Source organism: Streptomyces sp. NPDC048331, assembly GCF_043201215.1.
GTDB lineage: Bacteria > Actinomycetota > Actinomycetes > Streptomycetales > Streptomycetaceae > Streptomyces.
Map to the genome: position 1 here is coordinate 89503 of NZ_JBICYT010000014.1, position 21704 is coordinate 111206.

At 72.4% G+C, this 21704-nt stretch carries 16 protein-coding genes; 8 read left to right on the forward strand and 8 right to left on the reverse strand.

Annotated elements, in window-relative coordinates:
* Positions 1-56: 56 nt before the first annotated feature.
* Positions 57-3968, reverse strand: a complete 3912-nt coding sequence (locus ACGFYY_RS21350; protein WP_393711347.1) for a Pls/PosA family non-ribosomal peptide synthetase — start codon at positions 3966-3968, stop codon at positions 57-59.
* A 248-nt stretch (positions 3969-4216) separates the two neighbouring features.
* Between ACGFYY_RS21350 and ACGFYY_RS21355 the strand changes: the two genes are divergently transcribed.
* Positions 4217-4792: a hypothetical protein gene (locus ACGFYY_RS21355; protein ID WP_393711349.1), complete on the forward strand. Its 576-nt coding sequence runs from the start codon at positions 4217-4219 to the stop codon at positions 4790-4792.
* A gap of 36 nt (positions 4793-4828) precedes the next feature.
* On the opposite strand, the gene ACGFYY_RS21360 is transcribed toward ACGFYY_RS21355, so the two are convergent.
* Complete coding sequence (locus ACGFYY_RS21360; RefSeq protein WP_393711525.1) at positions 4829-5239, reverse strand: Fur family transcriptional regulator; 411 nt, start codon at positions 5237-5239, stop codon at positions 4829-4831.
* A gap of 402 nt (positions 5240-5641) precedes the next feature.
* On the opposite strand from ACGFYY_RS21360, the gene katG reads away from it, so the two are divergent.
* A complete protein-coding gene (gene katG / locus ACGFYY_RS21365) occupies positions 5642-7873 on the forward strand; it encodes a catalase/peroxidase HPI (RefSeq protein ID WP_393711351.1) in 2232 nt (743 codons plus the stop codon).
* A 59-nt stretch (positions 7874-7932) separates the two neighbouring features.
* Here katG and ACGFYY_RS21370 read toward each other — a convergent pair whose 3' ends face one another.
* From ACGFYY_RS21370 to ACGFYY_RS21385, 4 genes are all read right to left on the reverse strand, one after another.
* The gene (locus tag ACGFYY_RS21370; protein ID WP_393711353.1) at positions 7933-8895 is read right to left on the reverse strand and encodes an alpha/beta fold hydrolase; all 963 of its coding nucleotides are present in this window, start codon (positions 8893-8895) and stop codon (positions 7933-7935) included.
* Positions 8896-9052: 157 nt separating this feature from the next.
* The gene (locus tag ACGFYY_RS21375) at positions 9053-9478 is read right to left on the reverse strand and encodes a secondary thiamine-phosphate synthase enzyme YjbQ (protein ID WP_365273779.1); all 426 of its coding nucleotides are present in this window, start codon (positions 9476-9478) and stop codon (positions 9053-9055) included.
* A 116-nt stretch (positions 9479-9594) separates the two neighbouring features.
* A complete protein-coding gene (locus ACGFYY_RS21380) occupies positions 9595-10422 on the reverse strand; it encodes a PaaX family transcriptional regulator C-terminal domain-containing protein (protein ID WP_393711355.1) in 828 nt (275 codons plus the stop codon).
* 84 nt (positions 10423-10506) lie between these two features.
* Entirely contained in the window at positions 10507-11850 is a 1344-nt protein-coding gene (locus ACGFYY_RS21385; protein ID WP_393711357.1) for a phytase, read from the reverse strand.
* 326 nt (positions 11851-12176) lie between these two features.
* On the opposite strand from ACGFYY_RS21385, the gene ACGFYY_RS21390 reads away from it, so the two are divergent.
* The 4 genes from ACGFYY_RS21390 (at position 12177) to ACGFYY_RS21405 (ending at position 16620) form a co-directional block, all read left to right on the forward strand.
* Entirely contained in the window at positions 12177-13553 is a 1377-nt protein-coding gene (locus tag ACGFYY_RS21390; RefSeq protein WP_393711527.1) for an MFS transporter, read from the forward strand.
* Positions 13554-13732: 179 nt separating this feature from the next.
* Complete coding sequence (locus ACGFYY_RS21395) at positions 13733-14449, forward strand: response regulator transcription factor (RefSeq protein ID WP_393711359.1); 717 nt, start codon at positions 13733-13735, stop codon at positions 14447-14449.
* Positions 14446-15888 (forward strand): ATP-binding protein, encoded by a 1443-nt coding sequence (locus ACGFYY_RS21400; protein ID WP_393711361.1) that lies wholly within the window; start codon positions 14446-14448, stop codon positions 15886-15888. The genes ACGFYY_RS21395 and ACGFYY_RS21400 overlap by 4 nt, the downstream gene beginning before the upstream one ends.
* Before the next feature lie 180 nt (positions 15889-16068).
* Positions 16069-16620: a hypothetical protein gene (locus ACGFYY_RS21405; protein ID WP_393711363.1), complete on the forward strand. Its 552-nt coding sequence runs from the start codon at positions 16069-16071 to the stop codon at positions 16618-16620.
* A 213-nt stretch (positions 16621-16833) separates the two neighbouring features.
* On the opposite strand, the gene ACGFYY_RS21410 is transcribed toward ACGFYY_RS21405, so the two are convergent.
* The gene (locus ACGFYY_RS21410) at positions 16834-17346 is read right to left on the reverse strand and encodes a hypothetical protein (RefSeq protein ID WP_393711365.1); all 513 of its coding nucleotides are present in this window, start codon (positions 17344-17346) and stop codon (positions 16834-16836) included.
* Positions 17347-17480: 134 nt separating this feature from the next.
* Positions 17481-18458, reverse strand: coding sequence for a TAXI family TRAP transporter solute-binding subunit (locus ACGFYY_RS21415; protein WP_393711367.1), 978 nt, complete (start codon positions 18456-18458; stop codon positions 17481-17483).
* A 612-nt stretch (positions 18459-19070) separates the two neighbouring features.
* Between ACGFYY_RS21415 and ACGFYY_RS21420 the strand changes: the two genes are divergently transcribed.
* Both ACGFYY_RS21420 and ACGFYY_RS21425 read left to right on the forward strand, forming a co-directional pair.
* Positions 19071-19943 (forward strand): PhzF family phenazine biosynthesis protein, encoded by an 873-nt coding sequence (locus tag ACGFYY_RS21420; RefSeq protein ID WP_393711369.1) that lies wholly within the window; start codon positions 19071-19073, stop codon positions 19941-19943.
* Positions 19944-20039: 96 nt separating this feature from the next.
* Positions 20040-21305 carry a serine hydrolase domain-containing protein gene (locus ACGFYY_RS21425; RefSeq protein ID WP_393711371.1) on the forward strand — a complete coding sequence of 422 codons (1266 nt, stop codon included), beginning with the start codon at positions 20040-20042 and terminating at the stop codon, positions 21303-21305.
* Positions 21306-21704: the final 399 nt, after the last annotated feature.

Below are 21704 nucleotides of genomic sequence, written 5' to 3' on the forward strand. Positions count from 1 at the left end.
TGGTGTACCGGTGTGCCGGTGCTGCCCTGCTGCCTACCGCGGCGGGGACGGCCCGGTCAGGACCGCCACGCCTCGATCGGATTGCCCAGCCAGCGGGTGTCGGCGGGGACGGATTCCCCGGCCATCACCAGGGACGCGGGGCCCAGTGTGCTGCGGGCCCCGACCGTGCTCCCGGGCAGGACGATTCCGCCCGGGCCCAGGGTGGCGCCCTCGCGGAGCACCACAGTATCCGTCCTCAAGATCCGGTCGTGGAAGAGGTGTGTCTGCAACACACAGCCGCGGTTCACACTGACCGCGTCGCCGAGCACCACAAGGTCCGTCTCGGGCAGCCAGTAGCTCTCGCACCAGACGCCGCGGCCGATGCGGCCGCCGAGCGCGCGCAGCCACAGGGTCAGCACCGGCGTGCCGGGAACCGATCCGGTCAGCCACGGCACGGCCAGGACCTCCACGAAGGTGTCGGCCAGTTCGTTGCGCCATACGAAGCCGCTCCACAGGGGGTGCTCCCCCGTCCGGTGCCGGCCCACCAGCAGCCATTTGGCGGCCACCGCGATCGCGCAGGCGGCCACGCCGGCGGTGAGCAGGACCGCTCCGGACAGCAGCGCGGCACCCCAGATCCCCGAACCGCTCCGGGTCATCAGGGCGCAGAGCGCCGCCCCGGTCAGGACGGCCAGGGCCGCCGAGCAGAACACCGGGACGAGCCGGCACAGCTCGACGAGGCCGCGAGCCCACAGCAGCCGCACGGGCGGCTCGTAGGTACGGCTCTGGTCGGCGCCCGCGCTGGACCGGGGCAGCCGGACCGGCGGGAGTCCCAGGTACGAGCTGCCCTTCTTGGCCTTCTTCGGGGTGGCGGACAGGACGCCGACCAGCCCGTCGTCCGGCACGGTGCGGCCGGGGGCGGTCATGCCGGAGTTTCCGAGGAAGGCTCGGCGGCCGATTTCGGAGTGTCCGATGCGCATCCAGCCGCCGCCGAGCTCGTAGGGGGCGGTCAGGGTGTCGTCGGCGAGGAAGGCGCCCTCGCCGACGGTGGTGAGGCTGGGCAGGGCGAGCACGGTGGACACCTCGGCGCCCCGGCCGATCTTCATCCCGAGCAGCCGCAGCCAGACCGGGGTGATCAGCCCGGCGTACAGCGGGAAGAGCGTCTCGCGGGACAGGTCCATCAGCTGGGTGACCGTCCAGGCCTGCCAGCCGACCCTGCTGTGCGTCGGGTGGGTGCCGGTCCGCAGGCCGAGGCTGAGCAGGCGTACGGAGACCAGCAGCAGGGCCGCGTACGCGAACCCGTAGGCGAGCGCCGCGGGCACCACGGCGAGCAGTGTTCCGCGCAGTGCTTCGGCGAGCCCGGCGTCGGCGGGGACGAAGCGGCTGACGACGAGCAGGGCGGGCAGGGCGGCGAGCACGGGCAGGACGGTGAGGCCGAAGCCGGCCGCTCCGTAGGCGGCCCGCCAGGGAAGGCCGCGCGGCGGGCGTTCCTTGGGCCAGTTGTGCTTGGCCTTGCCGAGTTTCCCGGCGGGTGCGCCGGCCCAGCGCTGGCCGGTCGGGATCTGTCCGACGACGGCGGAGCCGGGGGCCACCTCGGCGCGCTTCCCGACCCGCGCGCCGGGGAAGAGGATGCTGCGGGTGCCGACCACCGCGCCCGCGCCGACCTTGATCGTGCCGATCTCCAGGTGGTCCCCGTCCAGCCAGTGGCCGCTGAGGTCCACCTCGGACTCCACGGCGCAGCCGCGGCCGAGTTTGAGCATGCCCGTGACCGGGGGCAGGGAGTGCAGGTCCACCTCGGGGCCGATCTTCGCGCCGAGGGCCCGGCCGTAGCGTTCCAGCCAGGAGCCGGTGAGCGAGGTGGCGCCGGCGCATTCGGCGAGTCGTTCGGCCGTCCAGAGCCGCAGGTGGACGCTGCCGCCGCGCGGGTGGCGTCCGGCGCGCACGCCGCGCAGCAGGAGGCGGGCTCCGCCCGCGGCGAGGGCGAGCCGGCCGGGCGGGCTGTGGAGCAGCAGCGCGCCGGCGGCGACGAGCCACCACGAGGCGGTCGGCGCCCACGGGAAGGGTCCGAAGTGGTGCAGTACGTTGCCCAGGGCCAGCAGGGCGACCGTCCAGCGCAGCCCCACCAGGGTGAACAGGGGGATCAGCAGCAGCGACTGGGCCACCTGGGAGCGCGACGGGACCGGTGCGACCGTGCGGGCCGTTCCGTCGCCCTGGGCGGACTTCTCCAGGTGCCGGGCCAGCTTGCGCAGGGTGGGCTGCTGGTAGATGTCGAGGACGGCCGCGCTCGGGTAGCGGGTGCGCAGCCGGGTGGTGAGCTGGGCGGCGGCGAGGCTGCCGCCGCCGATCGCGAAGAAGTCGTCGGCGGCGCCGGCGACGGTGACGCCGAGGGTCTCGCTCCACTGCTCGGCGAGCCAGGCCTCGGTGCCGTAGAGCTGCTCGGTGGGGCCGGACGTCTCCAGGTCGGGCAGCGGCCACGGCAGTGCGTTCCGGTCGACCTTGCCGGAGGTGCGGGTGGGCAGTTCGGCGACGGGTGCGAGCAGCGGTACGAGGGCGGCGGGCAGTTCGGCGCGCAGCCGGGTCACGGCGGCCGCGTGGTCCCAGCCGTCCTGGGTGACGAGGTAACCGACGAGCAGCTGGTTGCCGCTGCGCGCGGTGCGGACGGCGGCGGCCGCGCCCGCGACGCCCGGCAGGGCCTGGAGGGCGGCGTCCACCTCGCCCAGCTCGATCCGGCGGCCGCCGAGCTTGATCTGCTCGTCGGCGCGGCCGAGGAAGACCAGGCCTTCCGGTTCGGCGCGTACGAGGTCGCCGCTGCGGTAGGCGCGCTGCCAGCCGAGGGTTTCGAGCGGGGCGTACTTCTCGGCGTCCTTCTCGGGGTCGAGGTAGCGGGCGAGGCCGACGCCGCCGATCACCAGCTGGCCGCTGCCGCCCATGGGCACCGGCTCCCCGGACTCGTCGACGACGGCCAGTTCCCAGCCGCTCAGCGGGAGGCCGATGCGGATCGGTTCCTCGCCGGTCAGCAGAGCGGCGCAGGCGACGACGGTGGCCTCGGTGGGGCCGTACGTGTTCCAGACCTCGCGGCCTTCGGTGACCAGGCGCTGGGTGAGCTCGGGCGGGCAGGCCTCACCGCCGAAGATCAGCAGCCGGACCTCGTTGAGCGCCTCGGGCTCCCAGAGGGCGGCCAGGGTCGGCACGGTGGAGACCACGGTGATCTCCTGCTCCACGAGCCAGGGGCCGAGGTCGGCGCCGCTGCGCACCTGGGAGCGGGGTACGGGGACGAGGCAGGCGCCGTAGCGCCAGGCCAGCCACATCTCCTCGCAGGAGGCGTCGAAGGCGACGGAGAGTCCGGCCATGACGCGGTCGCCGGGGCCGATGGGCTCCTCGGTGAGGAACAGCGCGGCTTCGGCGTCGACGAAGGCGGCGGCGCTGCGGTGGCTGACGGCCACGCCCTTGGGCTTGCCGGTGGAGCCGGAGGTGAAGATGATCCACGCGTCGTGCTCGGGGCCGGGGCGGGAGGCGGCGGCGCGGGCGCCGGGCTCCGGGGAACGGCCGGCGTGGATGCGCTGCCCGCCGCCGAGGACGGCGCGGACCCCGGCCTCGCCGAAGACCAGGTCGGCGCGCTCGTCCGGGTCCTCGGCGTCGACGGGTACGTAGGCGGCGCCGGCGGCGAGGACGGCGAGGACCGCCACGTACAGCTCGTTGGTCCCGGACGGCACGCGGACGCCGACCCGGTCGCCGAGTCCTACCCCGGCGGCCGCGAGGGCCCGGCGCCGGCGTTCCACCTCGACGGCGAGGGCCCGGTAGGTCAATCGGGTGGTCCCGTCGTCCAGGGCGAGCTCGTCGGGGTACGCCCGTACGGTGGCCTCGAGGATGTCGACGAGGGTGCGCGTGGGCGCCGCGGGACCGGCGGTGAAGCGGGCGGACTTGCCGGACTCCTCCGGGGTCTCCTCGCCGTCGAGCAGAGTGAGTTCACCGTGCTCAGGTGTGACTGCCATCGGCCCTCGCGTCTCGTTCCCGGCAGCATCCGGGTCGCCGGCGGAGCCCGGGTCTGCCCAGGTTGTTCCGGCCCAGCGCCAAACAACCCACCAGTCTAGTGCGCCATCAAGGATTTTCTTGTTGAAGGCTTGCGCATGGCCGGTAAGAGACGGTATTGGCGCGACGCGACGAGGAGGGAATTCCGACCGTCGGGCCGGTCCGGGGGCGGCACGGACCGTGGTCGGCGGCTCGCTTGTCGTCGACCGGTATGAACGATCGTGTCGCGCCCTCGAAGCGCTTTCTCGTCCTGCACGACTACGGCATGGGCAGCCTGTGGTGGTGGGTCCACGCGCGGTCGGTACGGGAGGCGCGCGAGACGTTCGCGGAGGTCGAGGTCGTCGACACCCCCGAGACGGTCGAGCAGGCCGCGGGCTGGGGACTCGACGAGGTGCGGGTCGACGGGACGAGCACGCCCGCCGGGTTGGCGGACCTGCGGGCCCGGCGGGAGGCTCAGCGCGACCGGGAGGGCTTCGGTGCGCTCGCCGACCGGGAGGTCGTGTGGCTGCGGCGGTCCTGGGACCACGAGGACGGCGAGGGCCGGACCCTGTACCTGCTGGAGGTCGGGAACGACGGCCGCAGGCTGCGCCAGGTCGAGTGGGGCCCGGAGGGCCCCGGTGTGCGCAGCGGCCCGGACGACTGGATCTTCAACCCGCCCCTGTTCGACCTCTTCGACCCCGACCTGGTGGGCATGGAGATCGGCGAGGAGGAGTTCGAGACGGCCTGGCTCCGCGCCCGGCAGGTGGACCAGGGGCAGCCGGAAGGACAGGGGCGAGGGCAGGGGTAGCGCGGGAGCGCCCGACGTGGCCGCCCCGCGGCCGCGCTACGCGCAGTCCGGGCACAGACCCCGGTAGGTGACCTCGACCCCGGACACCGCGAAACCGAAGCGCTCGTCCGTCGGAAGGCCGGCCAGCGGGTCGTCCGTGGGGTGGACGTCGCGGATGAGTCCGCAGGCGGAGCACACCAGGTGCTGGTGCGGGTGGTGCGCGTTGGGGTCGTAACGCTTGGCCCGGCCGTCGGTGCTCACCTCCGCGACCTCGCCGAGGGCCACCAGTTCGCCCAGGGCGTTGTACACGGTCGCCCGGGAGATCTCCGGCAACCGCAGCGCCGCGCGGGCGTGCACCTCGTCCGCCGTGAGGTGCACGTGGTCACCGTCGAGGACCTCCGCGACCACGCGCCGCTGCGACGTCATCCGCCAGCCGCGCCCGCGCAAACGCTCCAGCAGGTCACTCATATCGGCCCACCTGTTCAGGTTCGACGGGGTGCCCCGCAGGGTGTCGGCGGACATCCGGGATCCGATCGCATGTGGATCTGGTGTCCTTCTTGACTTGGATTCCGTCCATCGTAGGATCGCTTTCGTAGACAGCCAAGAGACAGGAAGACTCCAGAGCGGCAGGTGACGCAGACGTGACGGATCACCGCCGAGGAGCTGCCCGGTGCCGGCACGCGCGCACCGGCCGTCGGCGTCCCGCGTCTCGCAACCGTCCGGGACGGTGACCCCTCGGCGTCGAGGCGATCGACGAGGCCGAGCACATGCACGTGGGGCCCCGCGCCCCGGTTGTTCCATCTCATTCAGTCGCATTCAGACGCATTCAGTTCCTGAACACCGTGATCCGCCTGGTACGGAAGGATTCCCATGTCCGAGAACCACGATGCAATCGTCACCGACGCCAAGTCGGAGGGTGGCGACGGCTGTCCGGTAGCCCACGGACGCGCCGCGCACCCGACTCAAGGTGGCGGAAACCGTCAGTGGTGGCCTGAACGGCTCAACCTGAAGATCCTCGCCAAGAACCCGGCCGTCGCGAACCCCCTCGGCGAGGAGTTCGACTACGCCGAGGCGTTCAAGACCCTCGATCTTCCCGCGGTCAAGCGGGACATCGCGGACGTGCTGACCACCTCCCAGGACTGGTGGCCCGCCGACTTCGGCCACTACGGCCCGTTCATGATCCGCATGGCCTGGCACAGCGCGGGCACCTACCGGATCAGCGACGGTCGCGGCGGCGCCGGCGCCGGCCAGCAGCGATTCGCGCCGCTCAACAGCTGGCCGGACAACGGCAACCTGGACAAGGCCCGCCGTCTGCTGTGGCCGGTCAAGAAGAAGTACGGCCAGAGCCTCTCGTGGGCCGACCTCATGATCCTCACCGGCAACGTGGCCCTGGAGTCGATGGGCTTCGAGACCTTCGGCTTCGGCGGCGGCCGCGCCGACGTGTGGGAGCCCGACGAGGACGTCTACTGGGGCCCCGAGACCACCTGGCTCGACGACGAGCGCTACACCGGCGACCGCGAGCTGGAGAACCCGCTCGGCGCGGTCCAGATGGGCCTCATCTACGTCAACCCCGAGGGCCCGAACGGCAATCCCGACCCGATCGCCGCGGCGCGCGACATCCGCGAGACGTTCCGCCGGATGGCGATGAACGACGAGGAGACGGTGGCCCTGATCGCGGGCGGCCACACCTTCGGCAAGACCCACGGCGCCGGCCCGGCGGAGAGCGTCGGCGCCGACCCCGAGGCCGCCCCGATGGAGGCGCAGGGGCTGGGCTGGAGCAATTCCTTCGGCACCGGCAAGGGTGGCGACGCGATCACCAGCGGTCTCGAGGGCATCTGGACCAACACCCCGATCACCTGGGACAACACCTTCTTCGAGATCCTGTTCGGCTATGAGTGGGAGCTGTTCGAGAGCCCCGCCGGGGCGCACCAGTGGCGGCCGAAGGAGGGCGCCGGCGCGGGGACCGTGCCCGACGCCCACGACCCGTCCAGGACGCACGCGCCGACGATGCTGACGACCGACCTCTCCCTGCGGTTCGACCCGGCCTACGAACAGATCTCCCGGCGCTTCCTCGAGAACCCCGCCGAGTTCGCCGACGCGTTCGCGCGCGCGTGGTTCAAGCTGACCCACCGCGACATGGGCCCGATCGTGCGCTATCTCGGCCCGGAGGTCCCCGCCGAGACGCTGCTGTGGCAGGACCCGCTCCCCGCGGTGACGCACGAGCTCGTCGACGCCGCCGATGTCGCCGCGCTCAAGCAGCAGGTCCTCGCCTCGGACCTGACGGTGTCCCAACTCGTCTCCGTCGCCTGGGCCTCGGCCTCGTCGTTCCGCGGCAGCGACAAGCGGGGCGGCGCCAACGGTGGCCGGATCCGCCTCCAGCCGCAGAGCGGGTGGGAGGCCAACGACCCGGACCAGCTGGCCGCGGTGCTGTGCACCCTGACCGGGATCCAGGAGTCCTTCAACTCCGCCCAGAGCGGCGGGAAGCGGATCTCGCTGGCGGACCTGATCGTGCTGGCCGGCGCGGCCGCCGTCGAACAGGCCGCCCAGGACGGCGGGTTCGCCGTCCAGGTCCCCTTCACCCCGGGCCGCGTGGACGCGACGCAGGAGCAGACGGACGTGGAGTCGTTCGCCGCGCTGGAGCCGGTCGCCGACGGGTTCCGCAACCACCTCGGGAAGGGCAACCGGCTGCCGGCTGAGTACCTGCTGCTCGACCGGGCGAACCTGCTGAACCTCAGCGCCCCCGAGATGACGGTCCTGGTGGGTGGCCTGCGCGTGCTGGGCGCGAACCACCAGCAGACCGCGCTCGGTGTCTTCACCGCGACCCCCGGGGCCCTCACCAACGACTTCTTCGTCAACCTGCTCGACCTGGGCACGACGTGGTCGGCGACGTCCGAGGACGCGAACGCGTTCGAGGGCCGCGACGCCGCCACCGGCCGGGTCAGGTGGACGGGCACCCGTGCCGACCTCGTCTTCGGGTCGAACTCGGAGCTGCGCGCACTCGCGGAGGTCTACGCGAGCGACGACGCGAAGGAGAGGTTCGTGAAGGACTTCGTCGCGGCGTGGGACAAGGTGATGAACCTGGACCGGTTCGACCTCGCCTGATCCTGAGGTCCGGGCCGGCCCGACCGGCCGGCCCGGACCTCCCCCACCGGGTGGCCGGTCTACGGCTCCGCGTGGACGCGGCCCACGACGAGCCGGACGGCGCCGATCGTCAGGTCGGGATCGTGCACCTGGACGTAGTGGTCGCTGCCGGTGGCCAGGAACTGCGGGGTCTGGTTCCCCCGTTCGACCAGCTTCCGCTGCACCTGGGGCCAGGCCCGCTCCAGGGTGTCCAGGAGGTCCTTCGGGGTTCCGGGCGGGGCTGCGAACGGTTCCGTCTTGCTGAGGACGGCCATGGGGACCGCGGGCAGCGGCGGCGCGGCGGTGACGGAATCGATCGCGCCGTCGATGTCCACGCTCTCGAACGCGGGGCGCGCGTCGAAGGGTGTGCCGGGCCTGTTCAGCAGCGCGCGGTACGCGGCCCAGCGTGTGCCGATGAGGGGGCGGATGTCCGTACCGAACGCGTCGACGAAGACCAGCCCCGCGGTCTTGCGGGGGTGCCGCTGGGCGTAGAGCCGGGTGATCATCCCGCCGAAGGAGTGGCCGACCAGCACGTAGGGGCCCGGCAGGCGTGCGGATGTCAGCAGCTTGTCGAGGTCATCGGTCATCGCGGTGAGGGTGCGGGTGCCGTCGAGCGGCGTGCTGCGGGTGGTGAGCGTCGGCGGGTCGGTGTACCGGACCGTTCCCGGCCGGTCGTAGACGCAGACCCGGGTGAACGCCGCGACACCGGGGAACACCGCCGGGGCTTTCGGTACAAGCGGCCGGGTGTCGGTGACGGTCCAGGTGTCGGAGGAGTCGTGCAGCCCGGATTCCAGGATGACGGTGGGGCTGCCGCTGCCCTTGCACCTCAGATGGATCTTCCGGCCACCGCCCACCTCGACCTGGCCGGAGAAGTCGCCGGTGGCCGGCACGGAGGAGGGCGCGGGCGGCGTGCCGTGCAGGGCCGGGGGAGAGCCGCACCCGGGAACGGCGGCCGACAGCGCCGCCGCCAGGAGGAGGGGCAGCAGCGGAATTCGGTGTCGCATCGGCACTCCGGGTCCCTCGTCGGCGCCCCTCCCCCGATCATCCGGCACGAGGGGCCGCGGGCCCGGCATTGCCGAGGCGGGAGTCGCGGCCCCTCGACCCCCGGTTCGCCGGACGCCGTCGCGGGCGGCGGTGCCGGCGCCGGATGGGCCGTCGGGGTCAGCAGCCGAGGAACGACAGCCGGACCTGCCGTCGGGGGTTGTCCCGGTTGGTGTCCACCAGGGTGACGGACTGCCAGGTTCCGAGCTCCAGCAGTCCGTCGATCACGGGCAGCGTCGCGTGGGGCGGGACGATCGCGGGCAGCACGTGGTCCCGGCCGTGGCCGGGGGAACCGTGCCGGTGCCGCCAGCGGTCGTCGGCCGGCAGCAGGGACGCCAGGGCCTTCAGGAGGTCGTCGTCGCTGCCCGCGCCGGTCTCGATGACGGCGAGCCCGGCGGTCGCGTGCGGCGTGAAGATGTTGAGCAGTCCGCTCCGGCCCCGTGCCACCTCCCCGAGGAACGACGTGCAGGCGTCGGTCAGGTCATGGACGGTCTCCCGGTCCCCGGTCGTCACGTCGATGGTGCGTGAAACGAAGGTGTCGGCCATGACCGCATCCTCACCCCCGACCGCCCCGCCGGCCGGCATCCCCGGCCGGTGTCGGCCGACCCGGCCGGCGTTCGCGACCGCCCCGGACGGCGGGACGCTCGTGGTGCGGTGCGGCCTCAGGCTTCGGCCAGGCCGGTGACCTCCTGTACGTGGCGCAGGCTGGGCGGGGCGAGCACCTCGTTCAGCTGCTGGAAGATCTGCCGGGCGGCGACCGCGTTCCAGTCCGGCGGGAGCAGCTCGGCGGGCAGGCCGGGGTCGAGGTAGGGCAGGCGGCGCCACTGGGTGAGCATCGGGACGTAGTGGCGGAAGGCCTCGGCGCCGTCGATGGCGGGCCGCTCGGCCAGGTCCGCGGCGACGGGGCCGTAGGCCTCGGTGAAGCCGGCGTACTGCTCCTCGATCGCCGGGAAGTCCCACCAGGAGCTGACCGTGCCGGGCAGGTCGCTGAAGGCCGCGTACTCGGCGGCGAACAGGTGCACGTACTCGCTGAGCCCGAGCCGGACGAGCATGTCACGGGCGTCTGCGAGGAGTCGGCCGGGCGCCAACCAGACCCCCGGGGCGATGTTCCCGAAGCCCAGCCAGGTCAGCCGGGTGCGCAGCTGGTAGCGGTACGAGCGTTCGGACTCCGGTACGGAGAAGACGGCCATGGCCCAGCCGTCGGTCAGCTTCGCCGGTTCCAGGCTGCCGAAGATGCGCCGGTCGCCCTCGTCGAAGACGGGCTGCGCGCCCGGGCTGAGCCGGTACCCGGTGGCGCCCCGGCGTTCCGGTTCGAGGACGCCCTTCTTCTTCAGCCGGGAGATCGCCGAACGCGCCGCCGGGCCGTCCACGTCCAGCTCGGACATCAGGGTGATCAGGTCGGCGACCGAGATCCAGCCACCGAGGCGTCGCAGGAACGCCCCGTAGACCGTGTTGATCAACGAGCTGGGCCTGAGGGGACTGTCCGCCATGATCACCTTCCGTCGGATGCGGTGGTGATCCTATCGACCTGGGCGGACGCGGTGCCGCCCAGGTCACGGCCCCCGCCGGCGGGTTCAGAGGCGGGCGGCCCGCTTCACGAGACCCAGGTCGACGAACTTGAAGTCCGTGTCGGTGCGGGGCTCGCCGTCGGCTCCGGCGGTCGACGGGGTGTTGTGGCCGTCCTGCACGACCAGCAGGCCGTTCGGGAACCTCTTGCCCAGCGGTGCGGTCGTGACGGCGGCGCCGTCGCACTCCTGCGAGCCGTCGGGCGATCCGGGCTTCGCGGCGTCACCGATGCGGAAGCCGCTGACGTAGGCGTTGCCGTGCTCGCGGTCGAAGACGGCGAAGGTGTCGTCCCCCTGGCTGGAGGCGAGCAGGTAGCCGCGGCGGCCGGGCTGCTTCGGGTCGCGCCAGATGGTCAGGCCCTCGACGTCGGCGGAGACGTGCCGGCAGCCGAAGCCGGGGTCGGTGCCCGCGTCGCACTCCTCCGTCCCGGGGTTCCATGTGCCGGGCACGCCGAACGAGCGGACCTTCTCGACGAGGCGGGCGGGGGAACGCAGGTCGGCGTCGAGCTTCCAGATGCCGACGTCCTCCTGACCGGCGTAGAGGTCTCCCGTGTCGGGATCCACGACCATGCCCTCGACCTGGGGCCGCTCGCCCGGTTCGCCGCAGGGCGTCCAGGTCTTCCCGTTCGGCAGGGTGAAGGAGGCGGGCAGGGAGGTGGTGCGGACGGTGCGGTAGCCGACCTTGCCCTGGGCGTTCGGCAGCAGTTCGGCCAGCGCGAGGTCGGTGGCGTGGCGCCGGCTGGTGATCGCGTACGACCGGCCGCTGCGGCGGTCGGTGTACGCGGCCAGGCCGTAGGCGGTCCGCTGGTCGTTGACCTCGTCCTGACCGGTGGAGAAGACCTGCGGGGCGGCCGTCTCGTCGGTGACGTCGACCAGCGGGGCGGTGGGCCGCTTCGGGTCGATCCGGTAGACGCGCAGCTGGTCGCGGCCGCGGTCGGAGACGACGGCCACGTCGTGCCGGCCGTCCGGGAACCGCAGTCCGCTGATCAGGTCGACGTTGTTGAAGCGTCCGGGCTTGTCGCCGTCCCTCGGCGGCGCGGGCGCGGGCAGGGACTGCACCTGGCGTCCGTCCAGGTCGTAGACGCGCAGGCCTCCCTCCTTGGCGGTGGCGACGACCAGGCTGGCGTCGGGGTTCTCGGCGTTGCGCCAGATCGCCGGGTCGTCGGCGTTCGCGTTGCCGCCGACCTCGTCGTCGAAGAGGGAGGGCGTCTCGACGGAGGCCGTCACCCGGGGCAGCGGTGATGTCGTGCCGCCGTGGTCCGGGTGGGCGTGCGCCGGTCCGGCGATCGCCCCCAGGGCCACCATGGCCGCCGCGGCCACGACCGGGGTCCGCCTGCTCGGGATCACGCGCATCTTGCCTCCTGTTGAGGGGTACGAGGTGGGGTCGGCGGGTGGTGTGCCGGGGTCCGCCGGCGTCCCGCGACGAGCCGCCCCCACCGTGGGCCACGTTCGGGTGACGACCGTGGAGCGGACATGACGTGCGCATGACCGAATGGTGAAATCCGGCGGCCCCGGGGCCTTCCCAGGAGCTTTCTTAGCGGAACGTTAGATCTGCGTGGCGGACCTTGTCCGGGTACGACGGCCGCCGCATGCTCTGGACACTCCCCCATCGCCGGGGCAGTTCTGCCGTCCCTCATCAGGGACTTCTCTCTGGAGCCGCCATGTCCTCGTCCGTCGTCATGCCCGCGTCGCCGCCCGGGGACGAGCGCAGGAAGCGCCGTCTGGCCCTGGTCGGCGGCTCGCTCGGCAACCTCGTGGAGTGGTACGACTGGTTCGTCTACGCCAGCTTCGCGATCTACTTCGCCGATTCCTTCTTCCCCGGCGACAATCCCACCACCCAACTGATGAACACGGCCGGGATCTTCGCCGTCGGCTTCCTGATGCGTCCGGTCGGAGGGTGGATCCTGGGGCGCGCCGCTGACCGGCACGGGCGCAAGAGCGCGCTCACGCTCACCGTCACCATGATGTCGGTGGCCGCCCTGCTGATCGCCGTCGCCCCGACCTACGGGCAGGCCGGTTACTTCGGCGCCCTGGTGCTGCTGCTCGCGCGGCTGCTCCAAGGGATGAGCATCGGCGGCGAGTACGCGGCCAGCGCCACCTACCTGACCGAGGCGTCGGCCCGCAATCGGCGCGGACTGGGCTCGTCCTTCCAGTACGTGTCGATGACCTGCGGGCAGCTGCTCGGCCTGGGCATCCTGATCACCCTGCAGCACACCTTGACCACCGCCCAGTTGGAGAGCTGGGGGTGGCGGATCCCGTTCCTCGTCGGGGCGCTGTTCGCGGTGGTCGTCTTCTGGCTGCGGCGCCGGCTGCAGGAGACCGACGCCTTCCGGGAGGAGTCGTCGGCGTCGGGCGAGGACGCCCACGACGACAGCACGCGCGGCACGCTGAAGGCCCTGTGGCAGTACCGGCGGCAGGCGGGACTGGTCATGGCACTCACCCTCGGCGGCACCGTGGCCTATTACACCTACACTACCTACCTCACCAAGTACCTGGTCGGCAGCGCGGGCATGGAGAAGACCACCGCCACCCTCGTCAGCTTCACCGCGCTGACCCTCTTCGCCGTCCTGCAGCCCTTCGCCGGCATGCTGTCCGACCGGATCGGCCGCCGGCCGCTGCTGATCACCTTCGCGGTGGGCTGCACCGTCGGCACGTACCCGATCATGACCGCCCTCGGGTCGGCGTCCTCGTACTGGTCCGCGCTCGGGCTGTCCCTGCTGGCGCTGGTCATCATCACCGGCTACACGTCCATCAACGCGGCCGTCAAGGCCGAGCTGTTCCCGACCCGGGTGCGCGCCCTGGGCGTGGCACTGCCGTACGCGATCGCCAACGCGCTCTTCGGCGGCACGGCGGAGTACGTGGCGCTGTGGTTCAAGAACAGCGGCCACGAGAAGATGTTCTTCTGGTACGTCTCCGGGTGCGCGCTGATCTCCCTCGTCACCTACGTGCTCATGCCGGACACCCGCGCCGCCGCCCTGAGCCGCGCCGAGGCCGAGGCCGACGGCGAGCCCGAACGGGAGGGGCGGGCGGCGGCTCCCGCCGAAGCCGCGCACTGATCGTCCGACCCCGGAGCGGTGGCCCGGTCCGGTGTCCCGGGCCACCGGCCCCGATCCGGTGACTCCCGTAAGCTGCTGCGCCCGGGCCACGGGGATCCGGGCCCGGTGGCTGCGCCAGAGCCTCCGCCGGAGCGGCTCCGGTAGGTCGGGGCCCGGTCACAGGTCGCGAGGGACTGTCTATGCACGCGCTACTGGTCGAGGACGACGACCGCATGGCCCAGGCCCTCGGCACGGCCCTCGCCCAGCGGGGGCACACCGTCCGCCGGGTCGGGCGCGCCCTGGACGCCCTGCGGCACGTCCGCGAGGCCGAGTTCGTCCTGCTCGACCTGGGCCTGCCCGACCTCGACGGGCTGGAGCTGCTGCGCCGGCTGCGTACGGTCTGCGACGCGCCGCTGATCGTGGTGACGGCGCGCTGCGAGGAGCGTGACATCGTGCAGGGGCTGCGGGCGGGGGCCGACGACTACGTGGTCAAGCCGTTCCGGATGGCCGAGCTGATGGCCCGTATCGACTCCGTACGGCGCCGCACCGATCCGCACCTCGGCCGTCCGGACCCCGGTGACCTGACAGTGGCCGGGTCCCGGCCCGTGCGCACCGGCGATGTCGAGGTGGATCTCGCCGCTCGCACCGTCACGGTGGCGGGAGCCGAGGTACGGCTCACCCGGCGCGAGTTCGACGTCCTGGCCTTTCTGGCGGCGCGTCCGGACGAGGTGCATTCCCGCGAGGTGATCCTGGACCGGATCTGGGGCGACGTCTTCCTCGCGGCCTCGCGCTCCCTGGACGTCCATGTGGCGGGCATCCGCGCCAAGACCGGCCGATCCGGCCTGGTACGCACCGTCCGGGGGTTCGGCTACCAGCTCGGCCGGCCGGGCCCGGCCGCGGGAGGCGGTGAGCGGTGAGGCGCCGGCTGCTGGCGGTGCTGATGGTGCTCATGGGGGCGGCGGCGCTGCTGCTCTGCGTACCCCTGGCCGATGCCTACGCACGCGGGCGCACCGAGCACCTGCTCCTGCAACGGCGCTCGGAGGCCGTCCGGTTCGCCGACCTCGCCGATCGGATGCGTACGGCCGCCGACCGGGCGGAGCTGTCGGCCGAGATCGGCCGCTACGCGCAGCTGTACGGAGCCGGGGTGGTCGTGGTCGACTCCGCGGGGGCGACGGTGGCCCGGGCCGGAACCGGTCCGGCGGCGGAGGCCGCCACGAACGCGGCCACCGACGCCGACAGCGCCTCCGGCGGCTCCTCCGCCGGGGCCCAGGCCCGTCTCCGCGCCCTCACCGGCCGCCCGACCGACCGGCTTCCCACCCTGCGCCCGTGGGGGCCGCGCACCGTCGTGCTGGCCGAACCGGTGGGCCGGGACGAGCGGGTGAGCGGGGCGGTCCTGATGGCCGTACCCACCGAGGCCGCCCGCCGGGACGTGACGGTCCGCTGGGCGCTCATCACCGCCGGGGCGTTCGGCGCGTTCGCGGCAGCCGCTCTGGTCGCGGCCGGGATCGCACGCTGGCTGATGCGCCCGGTACGGGACCTGGACCGGGCGGTCGAGCGACTGACGGCCGGCAGCCTGCAGGCCCGGGCCGTGTCCGACACCGGTCCGCCGGAACTGCGTCACCTGCGGCGGCACTTCAACACGATGGCGGAGGCGATGGCCGATTCCATCGGCCGCCAACGCGACTTCGTCGCCGACGCCTCCCACCAGCTGCGCAATCCGCTGGCCACCCTGGTGCTGCAACTGGAGAACGTCGAGCCGCACATCGCACCCGGGCCGGGCCTGGCCGAGCACGGCCGCGCCCTGGACGAGGCGGAGCGCCTGGAGGAGCTGCTCGACGGCCTGCTGGCGCTGGCCCGTGTGGAGTCGGGAGCGGCGGACCTGACCGAAGAGGACGTGTCGCGGGCGGTACGGGAGCGGGTGGCGGCCTGGACGCCGGTCTTCCGCGCCGCGGGGGTGGAACTGGTGACCGCCGACCTCGCCGAGGGCCTGCGGGCCCGCGCCCTGCCCGACGCGACGGGCCGGATCCTCGACGCGGTCCTCGACAACGCCGTGAAGTTCGTCCCGCGCGGCGGCCGCGTCGAGGTGCGCGCCACGCGGGCGCCGGACGTGAGCACCGCCGGCGCCGTCGTCGTAGGGGTCACGGACGACGGCCCGGGCGTGCCGGAAGAACAACTACCCCTGCTGCTGCGCCGTTTCGCGCGTTCCCCGGATCACCAGAATGTCCCCGGCAGCGGCCTGGGACTGGCCATCGCCGACGAGATCGCCCGGATCAGCGGCGGCCGACTCGACGTCGGCGGCCATGAGCCGCACGGCCTGGCGGTGGAACTCCGACTCCCGGCCCCCGCTCCCGTGTGACGGCCGAGGCCGGACCCGAAACCCGGTCGCCGGACGGACACCGGGGCTGGTACGCACTGCCTCGACCCGGCAGGTGGCGGCTACCGGCCTCGGCGCTTGCGTGCGACGCCCACCCCAGGAAGAGTTCCGTCCTGCGGACCCCGCTCGGGGCGAGGGAACGGGGGCAGTGAGTTGTGTGTGATGGATGCGGCGGTCAAAGAGGCCGCCGTCGATCGGTTCCTCCGCGAACATCCGCAGATGCGGCAGGCCGCATGCGACCACCCCGCTCTACTGGGCTGCGCCGATGTCGCCTGGTCACAGATCCCCGGATGCCCTGCCGGGGTCGAGGCCCTGCTCCACGCCCTCCTGGACGAGGTAGTCGGCCCCGAGGCCTTGCGGGTGCTGGGCAATGTCTTGATGGACAGCGTCTTTCACGTGAGCGCCGCGATGCCGGCCGCCCTGCCGTTCCTGATCCGCCTGGCAGCCGTCCCGGACATCGCGGTGCGGCCCGGCCTGGTTGACCTCTTGGTCGTCGCCGCTCTGCTGTCCGAGCCCGTCGACGTCGACGCCGAACACCAGGCGCCGCTCTTCGGGACGGACCGCGATCACCCGGAACGCGAGCGGTGCAGGGCCGCCTTCGTCGCGCACGCCGATGCCCTGCGGGCGTTGCTGGAGGACGAGACGCTTCCCGACGGACCGCTCGGCGCGGACGACCGTGACTGCCTGCTCAAGGCCATGGAACCGCATCGCTAGTGCTCCCGCCCGTACAGGCCCGAACTCCCGGAGGCCCACCCTCTTGCGAAAATCCTGGCGTCGATACCGGGGATCGGCATCAGGACCCGCCCCCGCGTATCCAACGGGCCTTCTTCCTCTCCGCGTTCGCCGCCCTGCCCGACCGCATCGCCGGCCGACGACGACAAGACGGCGGGCCGATGTCCTCTTCGCGATGCTCCGTACCGGCACCTGCTACGAGTCCCGGCCTGCGGCCGCAGCGCTCACTACCGGCGGTTCAGTCAGAAGGACGACCCGATCGGCCTCGACATCGAAGCCGAGCACCGGATGACCGTAGTCGCCTTCCGGATCCATCAGGACCGGCTTGCCCAAGCGTCGCCCGATCTCCCGAAGGAAGCCGCAGAACACATCGAGTCGTTCCTGGCCCTGCAACTCCCGCAGGTCGACGTCGAAGTCGATGGCCTCGTCGTCCTTGAAACGGAAGATCGCCAGCACCTCGGGAGTCGGCCAGACCCGCAGGTCCGGGCACTCGGCGTCAGCCGCGCGGGACAACACGGTCTCCGCCCGGGGCACCGGCAACACCGTCTCGCCTTCCGAGTACCGGCACTTCCAGCCGCGGGACTCGACAAGATCGAGGACTGCCTGCCAGTCCTCCACCGAACAATCCGGGACCCGCATGTCCGGCAGCGACCCCATCAGGTCCGGGTCGAAGAAACAGCTCACGTCATCCCACAGAAGATCAGCCACGCCGCCATACTGCCCGGCCGCCCGATCCGACGCGGCCTCGTTTCCCTCGAGGGAAGAGATGGGGGCGTCTCCGGCTGCCGGCCGCTTCGGCGGCCTGGTTCCGGCGAACCTCACCGGAGCAGTGCCCGGGGTCGTCAGCCGTACACCGCCCGGTAGTGGGCGACCGCGCCGGGGTGCAGCGGCACCTCGCCGGTGGAGATGGCGAACCGCGGCTCCAGCCGGGCCCCCGCCGTCACCTCCCGCAGCAAGTCGCGCCAGCGGTCGAACACCACCTGGAGCAGGTCGCGCACGGCGCCCTGGGGCACATCGGCGCGTGCCAGGAGGTAGTTGCCGACCCCGATGGTCCCCACCGGCTCCGTCAGCCCGTACACCCCGGAGGGCAGTGTGACCGCCGTGTAGACGGGGCCGTAGCGCTCCCGGAGCGCGCCGACGTGGGCGTCGAGCGGCAGGAACCGCAGCGGCAGCTCGCGGGCCAGGTCCGCCAGGGCCGGCGTGGGTACCCCTCCGGACCAGAACAGGGCGTCGATCGAGCCCTCGCGCAGGGCGCCCACCGAGGGGGCCAGACCCAGGTGACGCTCGTCCGCCGCGGCTTGCGAGGCGGGGGCGCCGCTCAGCCCGGCCGCTCGCAGGACCCGTTCCGCCACCACCTGTACCCCGGAGCCCGCCGCGCCTGCCGCGACCGGGCGCCCCGCGAGGTCCCGCACCGAGTGCACCGGCCCGTCCCCCCGGACGAGCAGGTGCGTGTAGTTGACGTAGACCCTGGCCAGGGCCGTCGCGACGGTCGGCCGCGGGAACGTGTCCCGCCCGAGCACCGCGTCCTCGGCGGCGTCCGCCATGGCCAGGGCCAGCTCGACGGATCCGTCGTCCAGCTTCCGCAGGTTGTCCACGCTGGCCGCGGTGCTCACCGGGACGATCTCGATCCGGCGGCCGCTCGCCGCGACGGCCTGCGCGAGCGCCCGCCCGAACGCGTTGTACGGCCCGCCCTCGGGCCCCGTGGCGAGCCGTAGCCGCCGTACCGGACCGGAACCCCCCGAGCAGCCCGCCGCCACCCCCGCCAGGGCACCGAGGCCGACACCCATCAGCCGCCGCCGGGTCACTTCTGCGCTGGTCACGGCCGAAGCCTAGACCCGCCGGCAAGGGCCGGGAAATCTCCGATGGCAAGCCGCCCATCTTCGGGTCGCGACGCCTTTCCTACCGGCCGATTCCCTGAACAGGGGAATTGTTTCGCAGAGGCAAGGAGGAGTTGATGAAGATCGCGATAATACTTTCCATATACGGCCCATATTCATGAACCGTGGAATCATGCCGCCCCGGATCGACGCGCTCTACGGGTTCACGTGGAATACGGGCCCGGCCCTGCTCCACAGCGCGCCACCCTAAGGGTTGTCCCGTAATCCCCGGCGGGCGCACGACGACAGATACGGCACCTCGCTGCGTTGTCGGAACGCCCGAATACGCCCAGTATGGGGACGCTCCTCCGCCTTGCGATGCACCGCATCTGACGCCGCGCGCTGATCCACCGGGGATGACGGGACAGCCCTTAGGGGCGAGTTTCACCGTCCTCCGGGCGGTGAAACCGTTCGCCGTAGAAGTGCTTCGCCGCCGCCACGACCACAGGGGCGGAATGCTCGCCCCCTCGGCCGGCGATTCCGATTCCCTCCCGGACCGGCCCGGCGCCGACGCACCGCGGCCACCGCCGCGGCCGCCCCGGTAGCGTCGCCGCCATGCGCTACCACCACGTCGACGTCTTCACCGACCGCCCCTACAGCGGCAACAGCCTGGCGGTGTTCCCGGAGGCGGATCCGCTGACCGGCGCACAGATGCAGGCGATCACTCAGGAACTGCGGCACTTCGAGTCCGTGTTCCTCATGCGCGACAACTCGCCCGGCCGGCCGGGCACATGGCGGGCGCGCGTGTTCGACCTCGCGGGGGAGCTGGACTTCGCCGGGCACCCCCTCATCGGGGCCGCCGCCGTGCTGCACGCCCTGCACGGCGCCGCCGGCCACGAGGCCTGGCGCCTGCGCCTGCCCGATCGTTCGGTACGGGTCACCACCGACCGGCGCGGCCCGGGCCGGTACGCGAGCCAACTCGACCAAGGCGCGGCCACGTTCCTCGGCAGCCCCGACCCCGAGGGCCTGGCGGACCTGTTCGCCCTCGGGCCGGCCGACCTGGACCCCGATCTGCCCCCGGAGGTGGTCTCCACGGGCCTGCGCTACCTGGTGCTCCCCGTACGCGGTGACGCGCTCGCCCGCGCCCGCGTCACCCAGCCGCTCGACGCTCCCCTGGCACGCGTCGGCGCCGAGTTCGCCTACCTGCTGGACGCCACGGCGATGGAGGGCAGGCACTGGAACAACGACGGGCTCCTGGAGGACATCGCCACCGGGAGCGGCGCCGGCTGCGCCGCCGCCTATCTGCGCAGCCACGGCCGGATCGGCCCCGGGGAGCGGAGTCTGCTGCGCCAGGGCCGCTTCACCGGCCGCCCCAGCACGATGACCGTCAGCGCCGACGGCCACGGCCGGGACATAGGCCCGGTACGCGTCGGAGGCGGCGTCGCGCTCGTCGGGGAGGGACACCTGCGCGAGCTCCCGCCGTTCTGAGGCCCCCGGCGGCGGGGGGCTCACCGCGCGATCGGGGGCACGCGGACCTACGCTGATGGTGTTGCCCGGGTCCCTCGGACGGCAGGAGACCATGCCGTGAAGCCAACCCACCTCCGGCTACGCCGGGCCTGCGCGGCCGCCGCCGCAACAGGAGCGCTCATCGCACCGGCGGCCGCGGGCTCCGCATCGGGGGCGTCCGCTCCCGAACGCTCCGCCTCCGCCTCCGCGGCCCCCACACCGACCCCCTCCCCCACCCCTCCCCCTTCCTCGCAGGCCGATACGGGCTTCACGCCCCTCACACCGGCCGTCGCGGCGCAACTCGACGCGGCCGTGCGCCAGGTCATGCGCGAGGCACAGGTGCCGGGGGTCACGGTCGGACTGTGGGCCCCCGGCAAGGGGAGCTACCTGCGGTCCTTCGGTGTGGCGGACAAGGCGACCGGTGCGCCGATGACTCCCGACCTCCACGTGCGCATCGGCAGCGAGACCAAGACGTTCACCGTCACCGCCCTCCTCCAACTCGTCGACCAGGGCAAGGTGGGTCTGGACGACCCCATCGGCACGTACGTCGCAGGGGTTCCGAACGGTGACCGCATCACCCTGCGGGAACTGGCGGGCATGCGCAGCGGTCTCTTCAACTACAGCCTGGACGAGAGCTTCGTCAAGAAGTTCGAGGACGATCCGGAACAGTCCTTCACGCCGCAGCAGTTGCTCGACGTCGCGTTCGGACACCCCGTGCTGTTCGAGCCGGGCGCGGAGTTCGACTACAGCAACACCAACCTGATCCTGCTCGGTCTGGTCGTGGAGAAGATCACCGGGCGGCCGCTGCACGAGGTGATCACCGAAGACGTCCTCGGGCCGGCCGGACTCCGCAGCACGGTCTTCCCGACGAGCCCGGCCCTGCCGACGCCCTACGCGCACGGCTACACCGACCAGACGGCCTCGGGCAAGGTCGAGGACGCGACCCGCTGGAATCCGTCCTGGGCCTGGGCGGCCGGAGAGATGGTCTCCGACGTCCAGAACCTGCGCAGTTGGGCCCGTACCCTCGCCACCGGCACGTTGCTGAAGCCGGCGACTCAGGCCGAACGCCTGAAGACCACCCCGATGGACATCCCCGGTGCGAGCTACGGACTCGGCATCTTCGACGTACAGGGCTGGATCGGCCACAACGGCTCGATCCCGGGCTACGAGGTGCTACCCGTCTACCTGCCGTCGGCGCAGGCGACGATGGTCATCGTCCTGAACACCGACAGCCAGTACAAGGGTCAGGAGCCCAGCACGCTCTTCGGCCAAGCGGTCACGAGCATCGTGACCCCGGATCACGTGTATCCCGGCCACAAACCGGTCGCGCCCAAGGCAGGTTGACGGGGCGAGGGGCCGCCTTCCCGGCCCTTCGCCGCGCCCGACCGCGCCCGACTCCGCTTACGCCGCGGTTCCCGGTCGGCCCGCCCGTCGCGCACGCCGTCCGGAAAAACCCGTACGGCAAGCGGAGGCTGAGGATCCTTCCGTGTCGGCTCCCCGCTGGAATCGACCCGATTCGACAGGGTGGAATTCCGGTCGGCCGACCGATTTCACACCGGTGGACATTCCGGAAACAGCCGGTGAAACACAGTCGCCCGGCCGCCGCCAGGGCCCGTATCTGCCCTGTTCAAAAGGTGCCCGGGTCAACTGTGTCGTCCACCAGATGAGTTACTACCCAGGACGCATGGAACGTCGCTCAGAGTTGAGGTAGCTTTCTGTCACGTCGCCGCCACACCCGGGGCA